Consider the following 21132-nt stretch of genomic DNA (forward strand, 5'->3'; position numbering starts at 1 on the left):
AAACTATTCAGAGGAGGAAACAAGAATGATCAACAAATTCACGGCAACAGCCCTGACTACGCTAGCGTTGGCCTTGCCCGCCCAAGCGCAGAACTTCGACGACCCGGCCGAGTTTGCAAAACAAAAAGACATGCTGGGCGCAACCGCCAATGGTGATGCCGCAACCCCATGGTTGCAACACTATGGCGATGTGATGGCCGATACCTCGGGCTTCAAGAAGGACGGCCCGCATACGATCTGTTTTTCGAACGCAGGCGTGAACAACCCATGGCGCGTGGTCGGTTGGAATACCATGCAGGCCGAGGTCGAACAGCATGACAGCATCGCCGAGTTCGTTGTGACCGACGCCGAGGGCTCGGACGACAAGCAGATCGCCGATATCGAGGATCTGCTGGCCGGTGGCACTTGTGACGCCCTGATCGTGTCCCCCAACACGACCGCAGCCCTGACCCCCGCTGTGGAAAAAGCCTGCGAACAGCTGCCCGTGATTGTGTTCGACCGAGGTGTGAACACCGATTGCCCGGTCACGTTCATCAAACCGGTTGGCGGATATGGCTTTGGCATCCAGTCCGGTGAATTCATCGCCGCCAACGCGCCCGAAGGCTCGGACGTGCTGATGCTACGCATCCTGCCTGGTGTAGACGTTCTGGAAACCCGGTACTCCGCTGCGAAACGCATTCTGGAAGAGGCCGGTCTGAACATCGTCGGTGCGGAATTCACCGATGGCGACCGCGCCAAGACCAAAGCGATTGTCGAGGATTATATTCAGCGCGGCACCCAGTTGGGCGCGGTCTGGATGGACGCGGGCGCAACTTCGGTCGCGGCGATTGAAGCCTTCGAGGATATGGGTTTGGACGTGCCGATTGTGACCGGCGAAGACCAGCAGGATTTCCTGCAGAAATGGCAAGAGATCGGCTTGAACACCATCGCGCCGACCTACCCGACCTATCAGTGGCGCACGCCTATTCTGGCGGCTCTGAAAATTCTGGATGGCGAAGCGATCCCCGGACCTGAATGGAACCTGCCGCAGCCGGCAATCACCAACGACAATCTGGCCGATTTCGTGAACCCGTCGATGCCGCCGCTGCACTATGCGGCTTGTGGCTGCGAAGGCATGCCGGGTTACCCCGAACGCTGGGGCGGCAAGTAATTGCCTGAACCCGTCAGGCCCCGGTCGGGGCCTGACATACAGGATATTCATGGGAGGCTGATATGCCGGGTGCGATCAAAGGACCGGGGTTGTTTTTGGCACAGTTTGCGGATGACGCGGCTCCGTTCAATTCGTTGGGGTCAATTTCGGAATGGGCAGCGGGTCTGGGGTACAAGGCTGTACAGATCCCGACATTTGACGGGCGGCTGTTCGATCTGGACAAGGCCGCCGACAGCCAGACCTATTGCGATGAGATTGTCGGCACCTGCCGCGATGCGGGCGTTGAGGTCAGTGAGCTGTCGACTCATCTGCAGGGACAGCTTGTTGCCGTCCATCCCGCCTATGACCAGTCTTTCGATGCCTTTGCCCCCGAGACCGTGCACGGCAACCCGCAGGCGCGACAGGATTGGGCCGTCGATCAGGTCAAAAAGGCCGCCATCGCCGCGCGGCGCATGGGGCTGGATACCACGGTCAGCTTCACCGGATCGCTGGCCTTTCCCTATCTCTATCCGTGGCCACAACGGCCTCAGGGCTTGATCGAAGAAGCTTTCGCCGAGCTTGCCCGGCGTTGGCGTCCGATCTTCAACGCGTATGCGGAGCAGGGCGTGGCTATTGGCTTCGAAATCCACCCCGGCGAGGATGTGTTCGACGGAGCGACCTTTGAGATGTTTCTCGATGCCGTTGGCGGGCACGAGGCCTGCCGCATCAACTACGACCCCTCGCATTTCTTGCTGCAGCAGATGGACTACCTAGAGTTCATCGACCTCTATCACGAGCGCATTTGCGCCTTTCACGTCAAGGATGCCGAGTTCAACCCGACCGGTCGCCAAGGCGTCTATTCCGGCTATCAAGGCTGGACCAACCGGGCAGGGCGGTTCCGCAGCCCCGGCGACGGGCAGGTGGATTTCGGTGCGATTTTCTCGAAGCTGACGCAATATGGCTATGACAGCTGGGCGGTGTTGGAATGGGAATGCTGCCTGAAATCCCCCGAACAGGGTGCAGCCGAGGGCGCGCCCTTCATCGCGCGCCATATCATTGAAACCACAGATAAGGCCTTTGACGATTTCGCGGGCGGTGAAGTGGATCAGGCCATGATCCGATCCATGCTGGGGCTGGACCAGTGATGCCTTTGAAACTGGGCATGGTTGGTGGTGGGCAGGGCGCATTCATCGGAGGTGTGCATCGTATCGCGGCCCGGCTGGACGGGCAGTGGCATCTGGTAGCGGGGGCGTTGTCGTCGGACCCGAAGCGGGCCGAGGCTTCGGCCAAAGAACTGGGGATCGAACGGTCCTATTCCGACTTCCGCCAGATGGCACAGGCCGAGGCCGCACACGCGGACGGCATCGACGCGGTGGCCATCGTGACCCCGAACCACATGCATGCGGACCCGGCAATTGCGTTTCTTGAAGCTGGGATTCATGTAATCTGCGATAAGCCACTGGCGTCCACAGTCAGGGACGCCGCGCGGATCAAGGCAGCGGTGGAAACGTCGCCTGCGCATTTCATTCTGACACATAATTATACCGGCTATCCCATGATCCGGCAGGCGCGTGACATGGTGCGCTCGGGTGATCTGGGCAAGCTGCGGCTGGTACAGGTGGAATACGCGCAGGACTGGCTGACCGAACCCGCCGCGTCCGATAACAAACAGGCCGATTGGCGGACCGACCCGGAGCGGTCTGGGGCCGGAGCCATCGGCGATATCGGCACCCACGCGTTCAATTTGGCGCATTTTGTGACCGGCGAAGTCCCCTCGCACCTTGCCGCCGACCTGTCCAGTATGGTTTCGGGCCGTCGGGTGGATGACAACGCCCACATCCTGTTGCGCTATGCCAGCGGCGCGCGCGGTATGCTATGGGCCAGTCAGGTGGCAGTGGGGAATGAAAACGGTCTGCGTTTACGTGTATATGGCGAATGCGGCGGCATTGAATGGTCGCAAGAACATCCAAATCACATGACGTTCACGCGATTTGGGCACCCAAGTCAGACCATGACGCGTGGTTCTGCTGCTACGTCCCAAGCATCGAGGGCAGCCACACGCGTACCCCCAGGACACCCTGAAGGCTATCTGGAGGGGTTTGCGACTTTGTATGCGGATGCCGCGGCCCTGATCCGGGGGGATCAGGGGGCGCAAAATCTGTTGCCAGGTTTGAACGATGGAATGCTGGGTATGGCCTTCATTGCCAGCGCCTTGAAATCTTCAAAACATGACGGGAGATGGATCGATATCCAATGAAAGAACCAATCTCCCACAGTTTCGGAGCTTGGCGTATCGAAGTGGTGCGATAGGAAAGATGCGCATGAAAATCAGGATGCCACAGCCAAGGTTGGGATCGCCATCAGGAAAAAGGGCCTGAATAATCGAACTGAAACCTCGCACTGGTACGCCTGCCGACGAGAGAAGATCATGAGGCACTACAGGTCTCCCAATCAGGGCACGATTTCTCTTAGCCTATGAGCAAACCACTGCTCTGCTCCGCCCAAAAAAATTTCACCGCTATTCCGTCAGATCTTAACGCTACGCCCGCGCCGATGCTTTCAATATTTGGCAAGAGTATACATCCGAAGTGATCGCATGATTATCGCTCAGGACATGCTCTTCGGCAAAAGATGAACAACCTGACAAAGCCCTTCAAAAAAGGGGGGCGTGGCCGAAAGATTGGTCGAACCAAGGGCGGCATGAACACCAAATTGTACGCGGTCTGCGACAGCCAGTGGCGTCCACTCAACTTGTTCGTCACTGCCGGACAGGTCAGTGACTACATCGGTGCACGGGCCATGCTCAGCAGCTTGCCGAATGTGGAATGGCTGCTCGGAGATCGGGGCTACGACGTCGGCTGGTACAGTAAGGCGTTGAAAGACAAAGGGATACGAGCCTGCATCCCTGGTCGGAAACAACGAAAAGCAACCGTTCAATACGACAAACGCTGCTACAAACGGCGTAGCCAAAAGCACAAGACTACTGGCGAGGACTCCGTAAAGTTTTGAATGTAGTCACTCTCGAAGTTGCAGCTTTATAAGCACACTCACATTTGTTGTAGAACTGCCAATACTACAGCAATTGAACCATTTTATTTTTTTCAGGTCGCACGTATGCTGCGCTGGTGCGAACCCGGATCCACTCTGAATTGAACCTTTAACTCAACGCTCAGTTATGAACGACAGTCCAGACACGAGTTGCCTCAATCCAAGCGCTGCGCCTGCAAATATTGCGGCGAATGTTACGGGTGCGCTGTAGGCCAGAAGTGAGAAGGCAGATATGCCTTGCCCGACGCTGCACCCAACCGCGATGATCGCTCCTGGACCCATAATCGCCGCGCCTAGCATTTGCCGCTTGAGCTCACGCGGATCTTCGCAAGCTTCCCATCGGAAATGGCCTTTAGACCACGACCCCCAGAATGCGCCAATGAGAACGCCAGAAACTGATCCGACCGCAAAGGACAACGTGTTTCCAGACGCTGTCATAAGGTAGAGCATCGTGTCACCAAGGGGTGCAGCGAAGGTATGGGTTTGCACCGGCTCACCGTCGAAACCGTTTGTCGCAACCCAATTCGTACCAAGCCAGCCTGAGACGATCGCTAGTCCGACGACAGATCCCCAAAATACTTGCGCCGGTGTACGGCGGAAGCGCTGGTTCGCCAAAGCAAAGATCACCAAAGCGATGCCGATGACAGCGCCGATGAGCCAAGCTGGAATAGAGGTCAGCCGCTCGGTCAGGAAGCTAATGCTCTGCGGGTCACGCAGGTCCATTTCCACTGGAAAGGCCCAAACCCGCAGATATGCGAGCGGCCCGGACATCACGACGTAAGCAGACAGACCCATGATCAAAACGATGACAAATGATCTAAGGTCGCCACCTCCCAGCCGTGCCAGCGCGCCATAGCCGCAGTTTCCGCTGATGGCCATTCCGTAACCGAACATAAGGCCACCCACGATCGAACCGAGTGGGTTCCAGGTCTGCGCAAGGTACCTTGTTCCGACAGGATCAAGCCATCCCAACCCTATGGCTGCATGGCTGCCGACAATCGCAACACCGATTGCAATAGCCCACATGCGCAGCCGTCGGTCATCATCTGCGTAAAGGTAGTCTTCAATTGCACCCAACGTGCAAAAACGGCCGATGCGCGCAGCCAGCCCCAATACGATGCCACCAATCAAACCGATCAGAGCAACGGTATTTGCGTCTCCCAATGCTTCGAACATTGCCAGTCTCCTCCCAAAGCTGGCGGTTTTCTGAACGGCTTCTACTTCTCCCTGCAGAAAAGATCGTAAACGACTTCCAGAATTTGCGTCGATCGATCATCAGCCAATCTGTAGTAAATCGTTTTCCCCTCACGCCGCGTTTTCACTAAGCCTTCAAAGCGCAAGCGGGATAGTTGTTGAGACACGGCAGCCTGACGTGCCGAGAGCATTTCTTCCATCTGCGTGACAGATTTTTCCCCTGACGACAGATAACACAAAATCATCAGGCGCCCCTCGTGGCTGATTGCCTTGAGGAAACTTGACGCCGTCTGAGCATTCTCCATCATTCTGTCCATGTCTTCGGCGCACATGTCCTTGGAGAACACAGGCAGTTTCGAAGATTTGTCCAACAAGATCGCCTCGCTTTCTTGGCTTCACGCATTCAAAACAGTTTATGTAATCTGCCCCAATTTATCCAGAGGTCTCAAGCGGCGCCCCTGCGTCACGCAGCAAAACGCCCAGCAAACCCCAGAAAAAGTCTTCACCGGGATAGCCTTCGATCCGGCCGACTTCTTGACCGTTGTCCAGCAGAACAAAGGTTGGTGTGAAGTAGAGAGATCGCTCCAACGCTATGCCATCAGGTAGGGCCTCATGAATATCGACGCGCTGAAGCGGAGCGGCATTTCCTTCGGGTGTCTTGGGGTAGATCTCTGAAATTTCGGCGTCCCATCGGGCACACCACATACACCCTTCTTCTTCTGCCATCAGAAGCGCCATTTCTGCCCGTGAAATCCCGGGGCAAACAAGCAAAAAACTCGCAAGCACAAGCAGAAATAGGTGGCGCATCTCAAGCTCCGATTGACTGTAGCAATATATCTTTACTATTTTGAATGTGTGAATGATAGCGCGTCAGGACAGGTTTGACCATGCTCGACATTACATTTGCAGGAGCTTTGGTCGCAGGACTGCTATCCTTTCTGTCGCCCTGCATTCTGCCGATTGTGCCGTTCTATCTGAGTTATCTCGCAGGGGTTGGGATGGAGCAGATATCTGCGGGTTCGTCTATCTCCGCTGATGTTCGACGCAGGGCGACGCTTTCTGCAATCGCATTTGCAGCGGGGATCATAACGATCTTCATGGCGCTTGGGGCGACGGCTTCGATATTTGGACAGCTGGTACGAGATTATTTCGACATCCTGCGTTGGATCGCAGCGGCGATCATCATTGCGATGGGTCTGCATTTCCTGGGCTTCGTTCGTATCGGGTTCCTGTATCGCCAATTTCGTGCAGACGTCGGCGAAACATCAAACGTAAGTCTGATTGGGGCCTATGTCCTTGGATTGGCATTTGCTTTTGGTTGGACACCCTGTGTTGGGCCGGTCCTTGCCGCGATCCTGTTTACGGCGGCCGGAACCGAAACAGCCTGGCGTGGTGCGATGCTTCTGTTCGTATACGGGGTTGGAATGACTGCACCGTTTGTTTTAGCGGCCTTTCTGGTTCGCCCCTTCATGCAGTGGATGGCGCGGTTCAGGAAGCACTTGCCCCTCATCGAAAAGGCCATGGGTGGTTTTCTGATACTTTTCGGCGCCCTCATCGCAACCAACTCCATCAATCACATTGCACAATGGATGCTCGACCACATGCCATGGCTTGCAGCCATTGGTTAATTCGGGAGGAAGACATGAAACGAGCTTTGTCAGTTTTAATCGCTTGCCTGATAGGCGGGGTAGTTTCCGCCGCTGAGCTGGGCGACGACGGATTGCATAAGACACCGTGGATGCGCGACACGTTCAAAGACCTCCGCGAGGATCTTGAAGAGGCCTCAAGCGAGGGTAAACGGTTGGTACTATTCATTGAACAGCAGGGCTGCATTTATTGTAAAAAGATGCACGAAGAGGTGTTCCCCCAGCCTGACCTGGAGGCGTTTCTCGAAGAGAATTTCTTTGTCGTCCAACTGGATTTGCATGGAAGCACTACGGCCACCGACTTTGACGGGGAAGAGAACGAGCAAAGAGCGCTGATGCGCAAATGGGGGATTCTGTTTACTCCAACGCTTGTATTCCTGCCAGAAGAGGTGCCCGAGGGTGCCACAGCCATCGATGCCGCGGTCGCTGTAATGCCCGGAGCGTTCGCCAAGGGAACAACCTTAGATCTTTTCACCTGGGTCGATGAGAAACGATACGAACTTGATAATGGTGAAGATTTTCAGCGGTATCACGCGCGTCGCATTCAAGAGCGAAACAATGTTTCGCAAGATTGAGCGCTACTGTTATAAATAAAAAAATTCATTATAATGAATTTAATGTTGCGACAGGCGGTACTCGTCGACTACGGTACACAAAGGCTTTGGGTCGCAAGGCGCCGTCGGCGCGTTAGCAAATGGGAGGGATCATGAAGCTGAGACTCTTAATATCGGTCTGCGCAATGACGGGAGTTGCCGCATATGCGGCAGATACAGAGCCGAAAAACGTAACCTATGATGACTATGGCGCTATCGAGATCTCTTTGACCGGCGTTACAGGTGACGCGGCAAATGGCGCGCTTATCGTTGGCGACAAGTCAAAAGGCAATTGCGTGGCGTGCCACGCGGTCTCGGCCTTGGCCGACATTCCGTTCCATGGCGAAGTTGGACCGATACTGGACGGTGCCGGTGATCGTTGGACCGAAGCAGAGCTTCGCGGATTGGTCGCAAACGCAAAGATGACGTTCGAAGGCACGGTAATGCCGGCGTTCTACAAGGATGACGGCTATATCCGCCCGGGCGATGCCTACACCGGCAAAGCGCCAAGCGCGCCGTTGATGTCGATCCTGACAGCACAGGAAATCGAGGACGTGGTCGCGTTTCTTGCGACCTTGAAAGAAGAATGATCGCGCTTTCTGGCGTGAATTCTCGAAGATTCAAAGGAGATTGAAAATGGAACTCTCTCGCCGCGAGACTCTGGCCCTTGGGCTGGGCGCCGCGTTCCTGACAATTTTGCCGTTACGCGCAAATGCGGCCGCTGAAGATGCAATCGCCGCATTTACAGGCGGGGCAGATGTGGCTGACGGCGGCGTTACGCTGACAGCACCGGAAATCGCAGAAAACGGGAACACCGTACCAATCGAGGTTAACGCTCCGGGTGCTGCTGCAATTCTCATCGTGGCCGCAGGCAACCCCGAGCCGGGTGTTGCAACGTTCAATTTCGGCCCGCTGGCTGCTGAACAAGCCGCTTCAACCCGCATCCGTCTTGCCGGAACGCAAGATGTCATTGCCGTGGCGAAGATGGCAGATGGCAGCTTTGCCAAAGCGTCCGCGACCGTAAAAGTGACAATCGGCGGCTGCGGCGGCTGATCGCCACGCGCCCTGAAGAACAGGAGACTAACCAATGGCATCCGGTGTAAAACCCCGCGTCAAGGTTCCAAAGACAGCCGCTGCTGGTGAAACCATAACGATCAAGACTCTGATCAGCCACAAGATGGAAAGCGGCCAGCGTAAGGATAAAGCAGGCAACGTTATTCCGCGTTCGATTATCAACCGTTTCACCTGCGAGTTTAACGGAGAAATGGTGGTTGATGTGACTATGGAGCCGGCGATTTCGACCAATCCGTACTTTCAGTTTGAAGCAACTGTGCCTGAAGCCGGCGAGTTCGTTTTCACTTGGTACGATGATGACGGCTCGGTCTACGACGAGAAAAAAATGATCGAGATCGCCTGACGGCTCGACCACTAAGGAAGGTCAGCGCTGGTTGTGAATTCTGGCGCTGGTCCACCAAGGGAGGAACGCAATGAATACCAAGGCACTAACGGCGATCGCGGCAGTTCTGGTTTTCCCAGTGGCAGCAATGGCCGGACCGGATGACGACAATCTAGTAATCAATGACGAGCTGGACATGACCTCGATCACCGAGGCGCCAGCGCATGTCGAGAACTTCGATACGATCTACTCGGGCTGGCATTTCAGGACAGATGAAACCCAGGCGCTTCAAATTGATGATTTCGACAATCCGGCGATGATCTTCGTCGATCAGGCTGCCGATCTCTTTGAGACGGTTGATGGTGCCGCTGGGGAAAGCTGTGCCTCGTGCCATAATGGGGTGGAAAGCTTCAAAGGATTGCAGGCGTCCATGCCAAAGGTTGATGCCGAAAGCGGCAAGCTGGTGGTCATGGAAGATCTGATCAACAAGTGCCGTACGGATCGCATGGAGGCCGATGCCTGGAAATGGTCTGGCGGAGACATGCAGGGTATGGTCGCCTTGATCGGTCTGCAGTCACGCGGGATGCCTATGGATGTTGCTATTGATGGCGATGCCGCACCGTTTTGGGAGCAGGGCAAGGAAATGTATTATACTCGCTACGGTCAGCTAGAGCTGAGCTGTGCCAACTGTCACGAAGACAATTGGGGCAATATGATCCGAGCGGATCACCTGAGCCAGGGTATGATCAATGGGTTCCCGACTTACCGTTTGAAGCAGGCCAAGCTGATCTCGCGCCACAATCGTTTCCGCGGTTGTATTCGCGATACGCGGGCGGAAACCTTTGCTGAAGGGTCGGACGAGTTCCGTGCGCTGGAGCTCTATGTTGCCTCGCGTGGCAACGGGCTTTCAGTCGAAACTCCTGCAGTACGTCAGTAACGAACGACCCGCGTGGGCGATGCCCGGCGCGGGTTTTTCATACGAATAACATTCACACATTTATATGTGTCATAGGAAAGCTGATAGATGATTTCTCGACGTGACTTCTTGCAGGTTTCAATGGCTGCATCGGCTTTGTACGGGGCGTCCGGGTTTGGCAAATGGGCCAGACTTGCTGCGCAGCAAAGCCTGACACAGGATCAACTACTGGATTTTGAGACCTTTGGTAACATCAGCCTGATCCATGTCACCGATATTCACGCGCAACTCAAGCCGATTTACTTCCGTGAACCCGAGATCAATCTTGGGATTGGCGATGCGCAGGGTCAGATGCCGCATGTTACTGGCGCCGCTTTCCGCAAGGCCTATGGCATCGAAGATGGAAGCCCGTCGGCATATGCACTGACCTACAATGATTTCTCGGCACTGGCGAAGGCTTATGGTCGGGTCGGTGGATTGGACCGGGTCTCAACGGTCATAAACGCAATTCGAGTGGACCGTCCCGATGCCCTTCTATTGGACGGTGGCGATACGTGGCATGGTTCCTATACCTGCTATCAGACGGCCGGTCAGGACATGGTCAATGTCATCAACGCGCTGAAACCCGATGCTATGACCTTCCATTGGGAGTTCACGTTGGGCAGCGACAGGGTTAACGAAATCGTCGAAGGTTTGCCCTTTGCGGCCTTGGGTCAGAACATCTTTGATGCCGAGTGGGATGAACCTGCAGAATTGTTCCAGCCCTACAAGTTCTTTGATCGGGGCGGTGCAAAGGTCGCCGTGATCGGCCAGGCATTCCCTTACATGCCAATCGCGAACCCGGGCTGGATGTTCCCAGAATATTCATTCGGTATCCGGGATGAGAACATGCAGGCAATGGTGGACGAGGTTCGCGATGCCGGTGCTGATGTCGTTGTTGTCCTCAGCCACAACGGCTTTGACGTGGACAAGAAGATGGCAGGCCGGGTGCAAGGGATCGACGTGATCCTCAGCGGCCACACTCATGATGCGCTGCCCGAGCCGGTTCTGGTGGGTAAAACGCATATCATCGCGTCTGGCTCGAACGGAAAATTCGTCAGCCGTGTGGATCTCGACGTGAGGGACGGGCAGATGATGGGGCTGAAGCACAAGCTGATCCCGATCTTCTCTGACGTCATTGCGCCCGATCCAGCGATCACTGCTCTGATCGACGAACAGCGCGCGCCATATGAAACCGCGCTGGGCGAGGTGATCGGCAAAACGGACTCGTTGCTCTACCGCCGCGGCAACTTTAACGGCACCTGGGATGACCTGATTTGCGATGCGCTGCTCAGCGAACGCGAAGCGGATATCGCGATGTCGCCCGGCGTCCGTTGGGGACCCTCAATCCTGCCGGGACAGGAGATTACGCGCGAGGACATCTGGAACGTCACATCGATGTCGTATCCCAATGCCTACCGCACAGAAATGACAGGCGAATTCATCCATGTGATCCTCGAGGATGTCGGTGACAACCTGTTCAATCCCGATCCCTACTACCAACAGGGCGGCGATATGGTTCGCGTCGGTGGGCTTGGCTACCGCATCGATGTGACCAAGCCACAAGGGCAACGGATCAGCGAAATGACCCTGCTCAAGACAGGTGAAGCGATTGATCCATCGAAAACCTACGTCGTGGCTGGTTGGGCTAGTGTCAACGAAGGCACTGAGGGTCCGCCGATCTGGGATGTCGTCGAAAACCACATTCGCAACCTTGGCACCGTCACGGTGCAAGAGAACACCAGTGTCGATGTTGTCGGCGCTTAAGAAACAGATGGAGACCTAAGAGATATGGATGACGCGTTCAAACCGTCCCGCCGGGCCTTCCTGAGAGGCAGCGCTGCGGTCGCCGCAGGATCCGTTGCAGGGGCAGCAGTGGCGGACACGCCCGACCCGCTGATAACAGAGCTTCAGGATTGGGCTTCTTACACGGGTGCCGGTGTCGATGAGTCACCTTACGGTATGCCAATCAGCTTCGAATCCCATGTCGTTCGTCGCAACGTGGAATGGCTGACCGCCTCTCCGATTTCGTCGATCAACTTCACACCGATCCACGCGCTCGATGGCACGATCACTCCGCAAGGGTGCGCCTTTGAACGTCACCATTCAGGCGCGATTGAACTGCGCAAAGAGGATTATCGCCTGATGATCAACGGGCTGGTCGATCGCCCGCTTGTGTTTACTTACGACGACATTGAGCGGTTCCCGCGCGAAAACCACGTGTATTTCTGCGAATGTGCGGCGAATACCGGTATGGAGTGGGCGGGTGCGCAACTCAATGGCGTCCAATTTACCCACGGCATGATTCACAACATGGAATACACCGGCGTTCCGCTGCGGACGCTATTGCAGGAAGCAGGCGCCGATATCTCACCAGACAAATGGGTCTATGTTGAAGGCGCTGATGCCTCATCCAATGGCCGCTCCATCCCGATGGAAAAAGCGCTGGATGACGTGTTGGTGGCTTTCAAGGCAAATGGCGAAGCGCTGCGGATGGAGCATGGATACCCCGTGCGACTGGTTGTTCCGGGTTGGGAAGGCAACATGTGGGTCAAATGGCTGCGCCGCATCGAAGTTGTCGATATGGCCGTCGAAAGCCGGGAAGAAACATCAAAATACACCGATGTTTACGCCGATGGCACAGCCCAGAAATGGACTTGGGTGATGGATGCAAAATCCGTCATCACCTCACCCAGCCCGCAAATGCCGATCAAACACAGGCCGGGCCCGCTGGTCATTTCCGGACTTGCCTGGTCAGGCCACGGGCAAATTACACGGGTCGATGTGTCCAAGGACGGTGGGATCACCTGGGAGACCGCGCGCCTTGGCAAACAGGGCGACAGCAAGGCTTTGACGCGTTTCTATCTCGATACGAACTGGGACGGAGCACCAATGCTTTTGCAGGCCCGAGCGATAGACGAGACCGGCTACGTGCAGCCAACCAAAGACCAGCTGCGCGAAAAACGCGGAGAAAACGCGGTCTATCACAACAACTGTATCCAGACTTGGTACGTAAGCGCAGAAGGGATCGCTGAGAATGTCGAAATCTCTTAGTCATGTTTTCCTGCCCGTATTTGGCGGCACGGCGTTGGTGCTTGCGGCAGCTGTGGCTTTCGCGAACCGAAACTACGGCCAGGCGAAGATAGAAACTTTGGAAACCCGGATTGGCCAGGTCGAAGCGCACGCAGCAACGGCCCAGGAAAAAGCGCAGGCAGAAGCCAATCGAGCAGCCGAGTTAGAGCTTAAGGTTGAAGAAATACAGGCTGCGGCGGCAGAACGGGCAGCGAATGGTATGAACCTGACCGCGCCCGTGCCCGACCGTGACGGTACCTTTGGGCTTGGGCGGCTCGCACTGGAAGAAGAGATCATGGCCTGGGACGTTGACGTCTTGCCTGATGGGCGTGGCCTACCCGTTGGATCAGGCGACGTCTGGACCGGTGAAGAGGTGTTTGTCGACCGCTGCGCGTCGTGCCACGGCGAATTTGCCGAAGGTGCCGACAACTGGCCTGTTCTGGCCGGTGGGTTCGATACGCTTGCGGACGACGATCCTGTAAAAACCGTCGGATCTTATTGGCCGCATTTGTCGACCGCATGGGATTACATCTCCCGCTCAATGCCCTTTGGTGAAGCGGGCACACTGACACCGGATGAGACCTACGCAATTGTCGCATACATCCTCTATTCCAATGATTTGGTGGATGACGATTTCGAGCTGAACAACGAAAACTTCGCCGATTTCGAGATGTACAACATGGACGGCTTTGTCGTCGATGTTCGACCCGAGACCGAGTACGCCGAATGGAGCGAAGAACCTTGCATGGAGAACTGCAAAGCAGAAACCGCCGTTACGATGCGCTCTGTCTTTCTGGTTGAAACCCCGCCGGAGGGTGGTTCGAACTCGGTCATGAATGATGCCAATCCGGATGAGTTGCCGACATTTACGGCAGAAGGGCCCACGTTCATTCCCGTAGCTGCGCCAAAGCCGGAAGAAGAGGCCGCCGCAACACCAGCAGTTCAGGAAGCCGCTGAGGTCGACGGGGCGGCAGAACTGGTTGCCGCTGGAGAGAAAGTCTTCAAGAAGTGCAAGTCCTGTCATCAGGTCGGAGACGGTGCAAAGCACAGCACCGGGCCTGCGCTGAATGGGGTGATCGGAGCCAATGCCGGATCGGTCGAGGGGTTCAAATATTCCAAAGCGATGAAGGCCGCTGCCGAGGCAGGGCTCGTCTGGACCGATGAAGAAATGACCGCCTTCCTCACGAAACCCAAGGAATACATGAAAGGCACTCGGATGTCTTTTGCAGGCCTTAAGAAACAAGGCGATGTCGAAGCTTTGATCCTCTATCTGAAGACGTTTGGAAGTTGACGATGCGTTGGGCGAACGCACTGGTTTGTGCCGTGTTCTTTGGGGCTATTGCCTCATCGACCTACGCGGCAGAAGACCTTGGCGATGCTGAGGCGGGGAAAGCAGTGTTCGCCCAATGCAAAGGCTGTCATCAGGTTGGGCAAGAGGCTGAAAACAAAATCGGGCCGCATCTGAATGGGGTTTTTGGGCGCAAGGCAGCAGGTCTGGATGGCTTCAACTATTCCAAGAGTCTCGTGCGTGCGGGAAACTCAGGTCTGGAATGGCATGCGGATACTCTTTCGGCCTATATCGAAAACCCACGCGCCTTTGCGTCAGGCACGAGAATGAGTTTTCGTGGCCTGAAAGATCCAGAAGACAGGGCAAATGTGATCGCCTATCTACGTGGATTCTCCGACAATCCTCAGGACATCCCCGAAGCGGATCCAACGGCGAAGGGCACGGACCATTCTGTCGACCCCGCGATCCTGGCGATTCAAGGAGATCCTGAGTACGGCGCATATCTCAGCAGCGAATGTACAACATGCCACCAGATCGAAGGTAACGATGAGGGTATTCCTTCGATCGTGTATTGGCCGGACGAGGACTTTGTCGTCGCGATGCACGCTTACAAAGAAAAACAGCGGCCACATCCGGTCATGCAAATGATCGCAGGACGGCTGAGCAATGACGAGATCGCAGCTTTGGCCGCCTACTTCAATAATCCAAACTAACATTGCCCAACGGGAGGAAACGCGATGACACTCAACAGACGAGTATTTCTCGGAGCTGCCGGCGTAGTGGCGGCCGGGCTATCGGCACCGATGGTGTTGGCTCAAGGCAAACCACGAGTCGTTGTAGTCGGCGGCGGTGCGGGCGGCGCAACTGCCGCTCGTTATATTGCAAAGGACAGCAAGGGTGAGATCGACGTGACGCTGATTGAGCCGTCGCGGACCTACTACACCTGTTTCTTCTCAAACCTGTATCTTGGAGGGTTTCAAGAGCTATCGGACATCGCCCACAGTTATGGCACACTTGCCGCGAACTACGGCATCAACGTTGTCCATGATTGGGCCACAGGTGTGGATCGCGATGCCAAGACTGTGTCCCTGGCCGGCGGCGGATCCGTTCCGTATGACAAGCTGATCCTGAGCCCGGGTATCGACTTTGTGGATGGCGCGGTCGCGGGCTGGGATGTCTCGGCGCAGAACAAGATGCCGCATGCGTACAAGGCTGGTTCTCAGACCGAGCTTCTGAAAGCGCAGATCATGGCAATGCCCGAGGGTGGTACCGTTGCGATGGTCGCCCCTCCGAACCCGTACCGTTGCCCACCCGGACCGTATGAGCGGGTTTCAATGGTTGCGCATGTTCTGAAAGCGAACAACCCGACAGCGAAGATCATCGTTGCTGACCCGAAACCGAAGTTTTCCAAGATGTCGTTGTTCCAAGAGGGTTGGGCCAACCACTACGAAGGAATGGTTGACTGGATCGGCGAGGATTTCGGCGGCGGCAATGTATCCGTAAACCCGGACGCAATGACGGTGACCATCGACGGCGAAGAAACAAAGGTCGATGTCTGCAACGTGATCCCAGCGATGAAAGCCGGACGCATCGCGGAAATGGCAGGCGTGACCGATGGCAACTGGGCACCCGTGAACGCCGCGGATATGTCCTCCAAGGCCGATCCGGATATTTACGTTCTTGGTGACGCCAGCCAGCAGGGTGACATGCCGAAATCCGGTTTCTCGGCCAACAGTCAGGCAAAGGTCTGTGCGAATGCCGTGCGAGGTGCGTTGACCGGTTCCAAAGTGTTCCCGGCCAAATTCTCCAACACGTGCTGGTCTCTCATTGATACCGATGATGGCGTGAAGGTTGGTGCAACCTACGAGGCAACACCAGAAAAGATCGCCAAAGTGGACGGCTTTATCAGCCAAACGGGCGAAGATGCCGACCTGAGGAAAGCAACTTACGAAGAGTCGCTGGGTTGGTACGCCGGTATCACCTCAGACATGTTCGGTTAAGGCATTCGGGGGCTTTGGCCGGTGTCAAAACCCCCGATGAGCGATCTGAGAAAATGCGGTTCAGGAGGAGGACTAAAACCATGAAACACTTTATCGCTGCGGCCACGTTTTCAGCTGTTCTTGCGAGCCAGACATTTGCGGAAGAGGTCATCACCACCCCGTTTGATGGCAGTTTTGATGATGCAACATTCGCCGTCGAGTCCGCGATTGTGGGGCAGGGGTTGGTCATCGACTATGTGAGCCATGTTGGCGAAATGCTGAATCGAACAGGCGCTGATGTCGGTAGCGATAAACAGATATTCGCCGCCGCAGACATCTTCATTTTCTGCTCGGCGAAAATCTCGCGCGAGGTGATGGAAGCCGACCCGATGAATATCGGCTTCTGCCCCTACGGGATTTTTGTAGCCGAAAATGAAAGTGGCGTGATGGTGGGATACCGAAGCTACCCTGACGGGCCGATGCAAAAGGTCCAGTCCCTGTTGTCCGGGATCGTGGAAGAGGCTGTTGGGAACTGAAATGAACTACCAACAGTATTTTAGAGACCAATTGGAGCAGTTGAAAGAAGACGGGAACTACCGGATTTTTGCTGATCTCGAACGACAGCGTGGTGCATTTCCAACCGCACGCAGCTACGCGGAAAACGGCCCCGAAAACGTCACTGTTTGGTGTTCGAACGATTATCTCGGTATGGGCCAGCACCCCAGTGTTCTTGCGGCAATGCACAAGGCGATTGATGAAAATGGTGCTGGGGCAGGTGGAACGCGGAATATCTCAGGAACCACTCACGCGCATGTTTTGCTGGAACAAGAGCTCGCTGACTTGCACCGCAAAGAGGCGGCATTGCTGTTTACGTCAGGTTACGTGTCGAACTGGGCCGCATTAGGCACTTTGACATCCCTCATTCCCGGCATCACTGTTCTGTCTGACGAGCTGAACCATGCCTCGATGATTGAGGGTATTCGCCACAGTCGTTGTCAAAAGCGGATTTGGAAACACAACGATGTGGCGGATCTTGAAAGACACCTTGCTGAACTGCCTGCCAATGCCCCTAAGCTCATTGCGTTCGAAAGCGTCTATTCCATGGATGGCGATATCGCACCAATTGCCGAGATCTGTGATCTGGCGGACCGCTATGGTGCGATGACCTATTTGGATGAGGTTCACGCCGTCGGGCTTTATGGACCGCGCGGCGGTGGCATTGCGGAACGCGAAGGCCTGATGGATCGGCTAACCGTCATCGAGGGAACATTGGGCAAAGCGTTCGGCGTAGTCGGTGGATACATCGCGGCGTCGAAAGAGCTTGTCGATTTTGTCCGGTCCTTTGCTAATGGGTTTATCTTTACCACCGCATTGCCTCCGGCCGTGGCTGCAGGCGCAACGGCTTCGGTTCGGCACCTGAAACAAAGCAATGCGGAACGACATCTACACCAGCAGCGCGTGCGCGAAGTTCGAGACAGGCTGGACGATCTGGGTATTCCGTATACGCCGAACCCAAGTCACATCATTCCGGTCATGGTCGGCGATCCGGTCAAGTGTCGCTTCATCTCTGATGTATTGATGCGTGACTACGGGATTTATATCCAGCCAATCAACTATCCAACCGTCCCCAAGGGAACGGAACGTCTGCGGATTACACCATCGCCGGTGCATTCCACCGAAGACGTGGATCGTCTGATATCTGCATTGGCTGAGTTGTGGACGCAATGCCAATTGGCGCGCAGGCCAATGGCCGCGCAATGACAACTTGACCGAAGACAAGGATTCACACGCGACGAAGTGAGGGTTTCTGTTCATGGAGAGGCTCATCGATCTGTTGGGAGACCCTGGCGCCTTGGCATTTGCCGGAGTGCTCGTCGGTGTCTTGTTCGGCGTGACTGCTCAGAAGTCTCACTTTTGTTTACGAGCATCGACCGTCGAAGTCGCCGAAGGCGAGTTTGGTCCTCGTCTTGCGGTTTGGCTGATCGCTTTTACTGCGGCGCTCACCTTAGTGCAGGCGCTTGTCTGGCTTGAATGGCTGGACCTTTCCGGGACACGTGCCATCGCGTCGACGGGCAGCCTTAGCGGTGCAATAATTGGTGGGTCGATGTTCGGCGTTGGTATGGTTCTGGCGCGCGGATGTGCATCTCGCCTTTTGGTACTGGCCTCTTGCGGTAATCTGCGCGCGCTCGTGACAGGATTGGTTTTAACCTTGGTGGCTCAGGCAGCTTACACGGGCATTCTCAGTCCTGCGCGCGAGTTGCTGTCCGGTATCTGGACCGTCTCAGGAGGCGCGCCGCGCGATCTTTCGGAAATACTTGGTTTTTCGCCAGCGACGTATACAGCCGTCGCAGCCTTGGGATTGGTGTTGGCAATTGCATTTGCATTCCACCGGAAGGTCACGCTTGCAAGGATCGTAACAGCCGCAGGAGTTGGCGTGGCTGTGGCGCTGGGCTGGATGATGACATTTGCCATCGCGCAAGCATCTTTTGAAGTTGTGCCTGTGTCGTCAGTCACGTTTACCGGGCCGGCCACGGATACGCTTATGGCGTTGGTTGCCGAGCGAAACGTCGTGTTGTCCTTCGGTATCGGCCTTGTTCCGGGTGTCGCAGTTGGTGCAGCAGGCTCGGCCTTGGTTGCAGGGGAGTGGAGGGTCGAACGGTTTGGTCCGGATACTCCGATGGAACGCTACCTCGTTGGAGCTGTCCTCATGGGGTTCGGTGCGATGCTGGCAGGAGGTTGTGCCGTAGGTGCCGGGCTTTCAGGAGGGTCCGCCCTGTCATTGACCGCATGGCTTGCCGTTTTTTTCATGTGGGTCGGGGCGATCTGCACGCATAGGTTATTGATGCGAATGCCTGTTCCGCAACGTTCCTGAGTTACTCGAATTCCATTTGTTCAAAGACGCGCCCGGCATTTTTCGTCGCCAGTTCCTCAAACGTATCCAAGTGGGCGTACGGTGACTGATCGACGTAATAAGCCTCAGCCAGATCACCGCCCGCATCCATATGCTCTTGAATCTTGCCGCGCAGATATATCAGGTAGTCGCGGGTATAGCGGCGCACCTGATCCATGTTTGTCGGATGGCCGTGCCCGGGAATGACATATGTAGCTTCCAAAGCCTCGAATTCGTTGTCCCAGCTTTCCAGCCAATCTGCGGTGTAGGTCTCCTGAAAAATCGGCAACATACGCTCGTGAAAGGCCATATCACCCGCGATGACAAGGCTCTGGTTCGGCAACCAGATCGAGATATCGCCGGGACTGTGTGCAGGCCCGAGATATTTTGCCTCAATCCGAAACTCACCCATTTCAACCACGTACTCATCATCGAATGTCTCGGTTGGGCCAGCCAGGAATGTCCCTTCTGCCTTGTCCTGATTGTATCGCTGCATTCCTTCGAGGATCTGAGGGCCGTATTCCTCGAATTCGGCTGCTGCATCCGAATGAGCGATGATAGGAATGCCGAGTTCTGACCAGTACGCGTTGCCCAGCATCGCGTGCCCCTGACCATTCTCGTTGAAGACAAGCTTGACCGGTTGATCTGTGATTGCCTGAATTTCCTTGTGAAGCGCTTCGGCAAGGACATAGGCAGCGCCGCCGTTAATAACCACCACGCCTTCACCGGTTACAATGAAACTGAGGTTGTTGTTGTGGCCAGAGTTTTCATAAGTGGGCGGAGCCGTCGCGCCAATGGCGGAATAGACGCCGGGGATGTACTCGACCGGCTTGGAATACAGCATGCTTTGCGGGTATTGGTCCGCAATATCCTCGCTTGCCCAAGCTGGTGTGGCGAAGGTCAAGGCAACTATGAGCGATCGCATCATGAAGGCTCTCCAATAAATCGATATGCGGAGTCGGTCTTTTCGACCCGGCCAACCCCTCCGTTCGGCAGGTGGAAGCCAATGATTTTCATTTGTTCCTGAGATATCTGATCCAGCAGCGAGTTCCGCGTGGATGCGGCGGCTTGGGGATCCTGATCAGTGCCACTGTGCCAATCGGGACGTTCAAAAGCCACGTGCGGATTTCCGAGCGCGTCGCCGACGATCATCGCAGAGTCACTGCCATTTCGAATTTCAAAGGCCATGTGACCGGGCGTGTGCCCAAAGCTTGCATGGGCGGCAATACCGGGAAGAATCTCTTGCCCATCATCAAAGAACGCGACCTGATGCTCAATTGCTTCCATACGCCGTTTTGCGCCCACGGCGAACGCAGCGCGATCTTCCCCGACCGAAGCCACTGTTGAAGGGTTCCACCAATAATCCCATTCATTGCGGCCAATATGATGCGTGGCGTTGGTGAAAAGCAGATCGTCGAAGTCATCCAGAACACCCCAGATGTGATCGGGGTGCGCATGGGTGAAGATCACGTGCGTGACGTCTTCGGGCGACAAGCCGATTGTTTCAAGAGTTTCCAAAAGCTTGCCGGATGTGGGTATGAAATCCGGGCCAGCTCCAACATCGAACAGGACCGTGTTTTCATCATCGCGATAGAGCGCCACGTTGCACTCTGGTTCGTACGTGGTCACGTCCACTTGTTTGCTGTTCAGAAGCAACTCGAGTTCTTCCTTCGGCATCGAGCCGAAGACCATTTCCGGCGGCAACGACAGGTACCCGTCTGACAATGTAGTAATCCGGGCCGAAGAACCGAGCTGAAACTCCGCCCGAACGATTTTGGATTGAGCGCCAAGCGCCGCGAGGCACGCGGCGCTGTACAAGAAAGTGCGTCGAGAAATTGCATTTCCACTCATATACAATCAATAAAATGAATATTATAATTTGTAAATGACGAAAGATGGAAATGGATGCGACGCGCGCCCTTCTGGATCGGCGTGTCACGGT

The 21132-nt window shown here is 55.6% G+C and carries 22 protein-coding genes and 1 pseudogene; 18 read left to right on the forward strand and 5 right to left on the reverse strand.

Features of this window, described 5'->3' with window-relative positions; all coding sequences use genetic code 11:
* Positions 1–25 precede the first annotated feature (25 nt).
* The 4 genes and pseudogenes from ACR3EM_RS19250 to ACR3EM_RS19265 form a co-directional block, all read left to right on the forward strand.
* The gene (locus ACR3EM_RS19250; protein WP_480472244.1) at positions 26–1150 is read left to right on the forward strand and encodes a substrate-binding domain-containing protein; all 1125 of its coding nucleotides are present in this window, start codon (positions 26–28) and stop codon (positions 1148–1150) included.
* Between the two features lie 62 nt (positions 1151–1212).
* On the forward strand, positions 1213–2274 hold the full coding sequence (locus tag ACR3EM_RS19255; RefSeq protein WP_480472245.1) for a sugar phosphate isomerase/epimerase family protein: 1062 nt from the start codon (positions 1213–1215) through the stop codon (positions 2272–2274).
* Positions 2274–3386, forward strand: coding sequence for a Gfo/Idh/MocA family protein (locus tag ACR3EM_RS19260; RefSeq protein ID WP_480472246.1), 1113 nt, complete (start codon positions 2274–2276; stop codon positions 3384–3386). Before ACR3EM_RS19255 ends, ACR3EM_RS19260 begins: the two co-directional genes overlap by 1 nt.
* Positions 3387–3784: 398 nt before the next feature.
* Positions 3785–4099, forward strand: a pseudogene (locus ACR3EM_RS19265) (transposase); the annotation flags it as partial.
* Between the two features lie 192 nt (positions 4100–4291).
* Here the strand turns inward: ACR3EM_RS19265 and ACR3EM_RS19270 are convergent.
* The 3 genes from ACR3EM_RS19270 to ACR3EM_RS19280 all read right to left on the reverse strand — a co-directional run bounded on the left by ACR3EM_RS19270 (position 4292) and on the right by ACR3EM_RS19280 (position 6109).
* Positions 4292–5353: a YeeE/YedE family protein gene (locus ACR3EM_RS19270; protein WP_480472247.1), complete on the reverse strand. Its 1062-nt coding sequence runs from the start codon at positions 5351–5353 to the stop codon at positions 4292–4294.
* A 41-nt stretch (positions 5354–5394) separates the two neighbouring features.
* Complete coding sequence (locus tag ACR3EM_RS19275; protein ID WP_170543314.1) at positions 5395–5703, reverse strand: ArsR/SmtB family transcription factor; 309 nt, start codon at positions 5701–5703, stop codon at positions 5395–5397.
* Between the two features lie 100 nt (positions 5704–5803).
* Complete coding sequence (locus ACR3EM_RS19280; RefSeq protein WP_480472248.1) at positions 5804–6109, reverse strand: hypothetical protein; 306 nt, start codon at positions 6107–6109, stop codon at positions 5804–5806.
* Positions 6110–6258: 149 nt separating this feature from the next.
* Between ACR3EM_RS19280 and ACR3EM_RS19285 the strand changes: the two genes are divergently transcribed.
* From ACR3EM_RS19285 to ACR3EM_RS19350, 14 genes are all read left to right on the forward strand, one after another.
* Positions 6259–6999 carry a cytochrome c biogenesis CcdA family protein gene (locus tag ACR3EM_RS19285; protein WP_480472249.1) on the forward strand — a complete coding sequence of 247 codons (741 nt, stop codon included), beginning with the start codon at positions 6259–6261 and terminating at the stop codon, positions 6997–6999.
* A gap of 14 nt (positions 7000–7013) precedes the next feature.
* The gene (locus ACR3EM_RS19290; protein ID WP_480472250.1) at positions 7014–7592 is read left to right on the forward strand and encodes a thioredoxin family protein; all 579 of its coding nucleotides are present in this window, start codon (positions 7014–7016) and stop codon (positions 7590–7592) included.
* 131 nt (positions 7593–7723) lie between these two features.
* Complete coding sequence (gene soxX / locus ACR3EM_RS19295) at positions 7724–8200, forward strand: sulfur oxidation c-type cytochrome SoxX (protein WP_480472251.1); 477 nt, start codon at positions 7724–7726, stop codon at positions 8198–8200.
* Positions 8201–8246: 46 nt separating this feature from the next.
* Complete coding sequence (gene soxY / locus ACR3EM_RS19300) at positions 8247–8663, forward strand: thiosulfate oxidation carrier protein SoxY (protein WP_480472252.1); 417 nt, start codon at positions 8247–8249, stop codon at positions 8661–8663.
* A gap of 34 nt (positions 8664–8697) precedes the next feature.
* Positions 8698–9027: a thiosulfate oxidation carrier complex protein SoxZ gene (soxZ, locus tag ACR3EM_RS19305; RefSeq protein WP_480472253.1), complete on the forward strand. Its 330-nt coding sequence runs from the start codon at positions 8698–8700 to the stop codon at positions 9025–9027.
* A gap of 70 nt (positions 9028–9097) precedes the next feature.
* Positions 9098–9943, forward strand: a complete 846-nt coding sequence (gene soxA / locus ACR3EM_RS19310; RefSeq protein WP_480472254.1) for a sulfur oxidation c-type cytochrome SoxA — start codon at positions 9098–9100, stop codon at positions 9941–9943.
* Between the two features lie 87 nt (positions 9944–10030).
* Entirely contained in the window at positions 10031–11728 is a 1698-nt protein-coding gene (gene soxB / locus ACR3EM_RS19315; RefSeq protein ID WP_480472255.1) for a thiosulfohydrolase SoxB, read from the forward strand.
* Positions 11729–11752: 24 nt separating this feature from the next.
* Complete coding sequence (soxC, locus tag ACR3EM_RS19320) at positions 11753–13015, forward strand: sulfite dehydrogenase (RefSeq protein WP_480472256.1); 1263 nt, start codon at positions 11753–11755, stop codon at positions 13013–13015.
* Positions 12999–14324, forward strand: coding sequence for a c-type cytochrome (locus ACR3EM_RS19325; RefSeq protein ID WP_480472257.1), 1326 nt, complete (start codon positions 12999–13001; stop codon positions 14322–14324). The genes soxC and ACR3EM_RS19325 overlap by 17 nt, the downstream gene beginning before the upstream one ends.
* Positions 14325–14326: 2 nt before the next feature.
* Positions 14327–15034 (forward strand): c-type cytochrome, encoded by a 708-nt coding sequence (locus tag ACR3EM_RS19330; RefSeq protein WP_480472258.1) that lies wholly within the window; start codon positions 14327–14329, stop codon positions 15032–15034.
* Positions 15035–15058: 24 nt separating this feature from the next.
* Complete coding sequence (locus ACR3EM_RS19335) at positions 15059–16321, forward strand: FCSD flavin-binding domain-containing protein (RefSeq protein WP_480472259.1); 1263 nt, start codon at positions 15059–15061, stop codon at positions 16319–16321.
* Positions 16322–16401: 80 nt separating this feature from the next.
* Entirely contained in the window at positions 16402–16836 is a 435-nt protein-coding gene (locus ACR3EM_RS19340; protein WP_480472260.1) for a DUF302 domain-containing protein, read from the forward strand.
* A 1-nt stretch (position 16837) separates the two neighbouring features.
* On the forward strand, positions 16838–18061 hold the full coding sequence (gene hemA, locus ACR3EM_RS19345; RefSeq protein ID WP_480472261.1) for a 5-aminolevulinate synthase: 1224 nt from the start codon (positions 16838–16840) through the stop codon (positions 18059–18061).
* A 52-nt stretch (positions 18062–18113) separates the two neighbouring features.
* A complete protein-coding gene (locus ACR3EM_RS19350) occupies positions 18114–19172 on the forward strand; it encodes a YeeE/YedE family protein (protein ID WP_480472262.1) in 1059 nt (352 codons plus the stop codon).
* Between the two features lies 1 nt (position 19173).
* On the opposite strand, the gene ACR3EM_RS19355 is transcribed toward ACR3EM_RS19350, so the two are convergent.
* Together ACR3EM_RS19355 and ACR3EM_RS19360 are read right to left on the reverse strand one after the other, a co-directional pair.
* Positions 19174–20115: an MBL fold metallo-hydrolase gene (locus ACR3EM_RS19355; RefSeq protein WP_480472908.1), complete on the reverse strand. Its 942-nt coding sequence runs from the start codon at positions 20113–20115 to the stop codon at positions 19174–19176.
* The gene (locus tag ACR3EM_RS19360) at positions 20115–21041 is read right to left on the reverse strand and encodes an MBL fold metallo-hydrolase (RefSeq protein WP_480472263.1); all 927 of its coding nucleotides are present in this window, start codon (positions 21039–21041) and stop codon (positions 20115–20117) included. Before ACR3EM_RS19360 ends, ACR3EM_RS19355 begins: the two co-directional genes overlap by 1 nt.
* Positions 21042–21132: the final 91 nt, after the last annotated feature.

The organism is Ruegeria sp. AH3, from assembly GCF_056536265.1.